This window comes from Metalysinibacillus jejuensis, assembly GCF_003057615.1.
GTDB lineage: Bacteria > Bacillota > Bacilli > Bacillales_A > Planococcaceae > Metalysinibacillus > Metalysinibacillus jejuensis.
The window spans coordinates 1-4,751 of the sequence record NZ_QAFW01000085.1 but is presented as its reverse complement, the minus strand read 5'-3'; the positions used below and the strand labels follow the sequence as shown (position 1 = coordinate 4,751).

At 33.8% G+C, this 4,751-nt stretch carries 7 protein-coding genes and 1 pseudogene; 6 read left to right on the top strand and 2 right to left on the bottom strand.

Translation table 11 applies throughout. From position 1 onward, the window contains the following. The first annotated feature begins 180 nt into the window (after window positions 1–180). The 5 genes from DDE80_RS13730 (at window position 181) to DDE80_RS13710 (ending at window position 3,427) form a co-directional block, all read left to right on the top strand. Complete coding sequence (locus DDE80_RS13730) at window positions 181–606, top strand: hypothetical protein (protein WP_108308475.1); 426 nt, start codon at window positions 181–183, stop codon at window positions 604–606. Between the two features lie 278 nt (window positions 607–884). After that, window positions 885–1,436 (top strand): hypothetical protein, encoded by a 552-nt coding sequence (locus DDE80_RS13725; protein WP_108308474.1) that lies wholly within the window; start codon window positions 885–887, stop codon window positions 1,434–1,436. Window positions 1,437–1,439: 3 nt separating this feature from the next. Beyond that, window positions 1,440–2,072 (top strand): hypothetical protein, encoded by a 633-nt coding sequence (locus DDE80_RS13720; RefSeq protein ID WP_108308472.1) that lies wholly within the window; start codon window positions 1,440–1,442, stop codon window positions 2,070–2,072. Window positions 2,073–2,329: 257 nt separating this feature from the next. Further along, window positions 2,330–2,923 (top strand): DUF4879 domain-containing protein, encoded by a 594-nt coding sequence (locus tag DDE80_RS13715; RefSeq protein WP_108308470.1) that lies wholly within the window; start codon window positions 2,330–2,332, stop codon window positions 2,921–2,923. Window positions 2,924–2,950: 27 nt separating this feature from the next. Then, window positions 2,951–3,427, top strand: a complete 477-nt coding sequence (locus DDE80_RS13710) for a hypothetical protein (protein ID WP_108308469.1) — start codon at window positions 2,951–2,953, stop codon at window positions 3,425–3,427. A 56-nt stretch (window positions 3,428–3,483) separates the two neighbouring features. Here DDE80_RS13710 and DDE80_RS15635 read toward each other — a convergent pair whose 3' ends face one another. Next, window positions 3,484–3,609: a hypothetical protein gene (locus DDE80_RS15635; RefSeq protein WP_282432403.1), complete on the bottom strand. Its 126-nt coding sequence runs from the start codon at window positions 3,607–3,609 to the stop codon at window positions 3,484–3,486. A gap of 253 nt (window positions 3,610–3,862) precedes the next feature. On the opposite strand from DDE80_RS15635, the gene DDE80_RS15085 reads away from it, so the two are divergent. After that, window positions 3,863–4,045 (top strand): hypothetical protein, encoded by a 183-nt coding sequence (locus DDE80_RS15085; RefSeq protein ID WP_153060917.1) that lies wholly within the window; start codon window positions 3,863–3,865, stop codon window positions 4,043–4,045. Between the two features lie 63 nt (window positions 4,046–4,108). Here the strand turns inward: DDE80_RS15085 and DDE80_RS13705 are convergent. After that, window positions 4,109–4,240: pseudogene (locus DDE80_RS13705) on the bottom strand (IS3 family transposase); the annotation flags it as partial. Window positions 4,241–4,751: the final 511 nt, after the last annotated feature.

The following is a 4,751-nucleotide window of genomic DNA, read 5'->3' as shown; positions in this document are numbered from 1 at the left end:
TTTTACTCAAATGTCGGAAAGATTCAACGTGCTGTCCAAGGCTTTATCCAAATGATTAATCAAACACCTGAAAATACGGTGAATAGGCTGTGCTTGAAACTCTAATTTTCTTTCACCGTATATATAGCTATGTTTAGTCTAACATTGGTGATATGGCTAGGTCATGATTCAGTAGGTGCTATGGAAAGTCCATCAAGCGAGTTAGAAAATGAAATTTTAACAGTCGAATCTGTAGAAGAAAGTAATTTTATTATTGAAGAGGTATCTAGTAAAGAAGTAGTTCCTTTTTTAAGTTTTAGTATTTCTTCTTCCTCATTAGGTGTAAATGAGTTTATCAAATCAAATCAATCGTATTATCTCCCAAAGGAAGGAAAGGTGAATATCACAAATGTTACATGGAGTCCATCAAATCAGAAAATTCAAATAGGGCTAATTAATGTGGCTACAGGTACTAGATATTGGTCAAGTGAACGTACAGGTGGAAGTCAGATTGGTGGTTCGATTGTCTTACCATCAACTGCTCCTAGTGGCGAGTATTACGTTGCTATTCGTTCTGTATCTACAAATACAACAACTATCAGTGTATATGGACAGTTTAATCTTTAAATAATTATTTAATCTTGGTATGTGAATGAAAGTTTTAATACTATTTAAATACTTTGGTAGGGGTGATATCTAATTTTAATAGATAGTTAATAGTTAGTTGTAGCTTTATTTTTGTTACTTTTAGTGGCGAGTGAGTATTAACTTATCGTGGTACGTCCTCTACAAATATAATAAGTATCAATGTTAGGGGACAGTTTAATTTTTAAGTTAAGGATACATCAGCACTATTAGGGATTTTGAAACTTAAACTATAATTCAATTAAAAGGAGAATCTTATTATGAAAAAATTAACTTCATTTTTCTCAATTTTTGCATTGTTTTTAGTATTAATTATGCCACAAAACGCAGCCGCAGCAACTACTTACAGCGTTGGTGCAAGTTCACCGTCCACTATCTATGCCTATAGTCTTAATCAATGGTCAGAGGATGGTTTTTGGGATTTAAGAAATGTAAGCTCTATTCCTGATACAGCGGTTGTGACAGCAGCTAAATTAAATTGGAGTATTTGTACAAGCTGTGGGATGACTTATAGCACAACAAATGTTGCTTTATTTATACAAAGTGGAGCTGGTGATTGGATGGACTCAGGTTTTTACAACTATAACTTTGATGGTCAACCTGTAAAACAAATATGGTTTACTAGCTTCAAATCATCAAAATTCAACAGCTCAGGTTATATACAGCCTGTTTTAACTATATTATGGCAAGATTCTATGAGTGCGAAATCTGGTTCGTTTATGTTAAATGAATCACCTAATGGAATTCTTGTTGATAAAGATAGCCTTGTTGAAAAACAAGAAGTAACATTGGTTAATTTAAAGGAGGAATAACCGATGACAGTTATAGTGAATTCAATACAGAATCTAGGTTGGGTTGCTAATTTTCAAACCAATCAAATCTCTCAACCCTTTAAAATAGCAGAAGGTGAAATAGATTCTAAAAAAGCTGAGATTGAAACCTCACGTAAAGAATATGCAGAATTCATACAATCTAGCAATTCTATTTATCAAGGGGCAATTCCAATTCAACTTGTCAACAAACAAACAAATTCTATTAATATTGTAGCAGGTGTTTACTATAATTTAGGAACAGTAAATGGAAAACCTTTGAATGGTACGCCTTTAGCAAGCGGAGGATTCAACTCGAATTTTAGCCCTAAAATATGGAAAGTTCCAGGTTCGTCCATTGTAACACCAGAGCAAGAAGCAGCACTTAAAATGCGACAATCCTACTCACTACCTGAACGTCAAGAAGCCAATGAACTTGTGGCTGTCTTTATGAGCCTTTCTCGGTTAGCAGAAGGAAAAAAATCTGTGGCTAGTATGAATGATGATGTAATGTTTAAACAACACTTCCCTAAATTCGCTAAAGGGATAGGGCTTGACTTAAGCCAATCGTTTACTATTAATGGTAAATCATTTACTTATTCACAAGGAACATTACAAACGGTAGATACAGAAGATTAACTGATAAATCTATTTTTACATGGGATACAACGAACATTGCTCTGTTTAAGTAGAATGGTTCTGGTTCTCAGATGGATTCAGATTTTGACAATTCTAATGTGAATGTACTTTTTACCTTTTAGTGGCGTGTATTACCTAGCTATTAGTACACCAACGCAATTTGAAATTAGTTACAAATCTACAATACCTTTAAAGTTCAATTTACTATCAGATTTATCTAGCAGTTAAAATCAATTATATACTATGGAGGAATAAAAATGAAAAAATTTATTACTTTGGCAGCTAGTGCTGCACTTTCACTTTCTTTATTTGCAACAAATGAAATTGCTTCCGCAAATTCTGAAAAAACAATGGATACATTACAAGTAAACTCGTTCAAAGAACATGTACTAGAATCTATTAAATCCGACTATCCAAACGCACAGTTTGTTGATATAACACCTGAGGAGTATGAACAACAGAAAAAAATAAGTAATACTTTAAGTGTTACACCTTATGCTTCTGCCCCACCTTTAAGTTATGTAGAGGTTTATGCAGCGTGGTCTACTAACTATGGCGCTTTTGAATATTTTAATCCAAATCAGTTATCATCAAACATAGACCATGGTGGAGAAGAATTAGTAATCGTAACTGCTGAGCTTGGCTATGGGTATCTTCGTAAAGCGACAATGAATAATGCTAATTTAACACAGATTGATAATCAGTATATCGACCTTAATGGTGATAACATTGTAGATGGATGGTATATTTTCTGGGATGCTAGTGGGTATGAGAATGGTTCTTTCTATTATGAAAATAAATCCACGAATTCTCCATGGAATAAAATGTTTGATTCAATGTATATTAAGTAAACTATACTAGAGAAGGACGGTAATAAGATGGTAAACGCAATTACTGCTCAACAACTTGGCTCTTGGTACACTGCTAGTCAGCGTGTGGAAACACCATCACAGCAAGCTTCATTTTCAATTCAAGAAGAAAGTAACACAATACCTCCTGCTGTAAATGAAAATGTTTGGGAAGAACTTTCAGAAACATATGATGTGCGAAATGCCACATTTGATGAAATGAAAGAAATCGCAAGCATACTCCATCAAGCAGGTGCAATTTCTGGTAAGGATGTAGCCATCTTGACATTTGATTATGACAGAGCTGCCAATGACATCAAACAATATGCGTCAATATCTGTTTCCTCTAATTTCAGCTTGTATGAAACAGCTACAGATAAATCGGGTCGAAGAGATTGGATTGCTGAATTTGGTGCACGTGCACAAAAAGACCTTCAATTTGGAAATTTAGTAGGTCATTCTGCAAAAACAAAAATACTGAATATTTTGCAACAATTAGAAAAATAAACATTAAGAGAGTAGCAGAGGGCAAACCAAAGTGTATTTTGAAGATGCCTCCTTTGTTACTCTATTTTTTTAATATGGATAGTGTGTGATTGAAGCATATTCATTTCGCTAGTAGTGTCAAATCCAATACCTAAAATACCTAAAGCTACGACTGTTGTTAAAAAAGCTGAACGAAATTTCATTATAAAAAACCTCCCATGTATTAGTGGGATGTGTATAATAATGGTATGGTTATGCTAAATTAAACCTTTTGTTTATCATAGCATTTAATTCTTTTTTTACAAAAAATCCATACAAAGAAAGGATTTTTATTATGAGAATTCAATCTTATTCTAGTTCTTTGAATTATGCTAGGGTAGCAGAGAACGAAGAAATAAAAATAACAAACCGAAACTTGAAGTTAGGATTGAAAATGGTTATGTATGTAAATATGTTGTGAAGCCAAATGGAGAAGAAAAGCTTATTATGAAATTTAAGCAGCCACCAAACATGGAGGGCATTGAATCTGAATCTAGTAGCTTAACTGATATTGCCATTGATATGTTAATGAAACAGCTTGATAAACCAGCAACCCCAGCAAAATTAAACATGCAAGATACCCATAATATTTCAAGTTAGGAAAGAGAAAAAGGTATCTTCAAGTATAAAGTGTACCCTTTGTAAAGGACATTTTGAAAAAGGTTAGGCAACTTGTTGGAGCTGCTGTCTGTATTTTACAGGCGTTAGCTTTTTTAAATTCCATTGCCCTCGATAATGATTGTAATAGGTCATATAGCTTTTTACTTCTCGCTTCACATCCTCAAGTGTTTCACATTGTATAATTTTTAAACATAAGAACACTTCTTTCTGTTGGATTTTGTTTTGGTGACTTTATTTTAACAGAAGGTGTTCTTTTTTTAACTACAAAAATCAAAGCCATTGAACTTTTACATGGCGTAAAAGTTCAATGGCTTTTCATTTATAAGCAGGGTTTTGTCCCAGCCTCTCGATGGGTAAGTTACATATATCATTAATATCCATTGTTTGATAATGGTTTTCTGCGACACCTTGTCCTTTTTTCTGGCGATATTGCCAAGGCGGGTCGGCATAAATAATAGGATATTTTATGCTTCTTGAAAACGATAGTCCACACGTCCATAAATGATACACCAAAATACGACCATTGTTTCTTCATTTTTATCCCGTATCAATTTTCCATGTCAATATCGGCTTAAAATTCCCCAAAAATATCGGAATAAAATTCCTCACTTTTCTGTTTTAACCGTGTGAGGCAGCGGGAAAATTCCCGCTTTTTTCTTCTCCTCCATACGGTAAGAATCGCCCT

What these genes read in the sequence shown, in the direction of transcription:
- DDE80_RS13720 (WP_108308472.1), top strand. Translation starts at nt 1,440, where the DNA reads ATGACAGTTATAGTGAATTCAATACAGAATCTAGGTTGGGTTGCTAAT.
- DDE80_RS13725 (WP_108308474.1), top strand. Translation starts at nt 885, where the DNA reads ATGAAAAAATTAACTTCATTTTTCTCAATTTTTGCATTGTTTTTAGTA.
- DDE80_RS13730 (WP_108308475.1), top strand. Translation starts at nt 181, where the DNA reads ATGGAAAGTCCATCAAGCGAGTTAGAAAATGAAATTTTAACAGTCGAA.
- DDE80_RS13710 (WP_108308469.1), top strand. Translation starts at nt 2,951, where the DNA reads ATGGTAAACGCAATTACTGCTCAACAACTTGGCTCTTGGTACACTGCT.
- DDE80_RS15635 (WP_282432403.1), bottom strand. Translation starts at nt 3,609, where the DNA reads ATGAAATTTCGTTCAGCTTTTTTAACAACAGTCGTAGCTTTAGGTATT.
- DDE80_RS13715 (WP_108308470.1), top strand. Translation starts at nt 2,330, where the DNA reads ATGAAAAAATTTATTACTTTGGCAGCTAGTGCTGCACTTTCACTTTCT.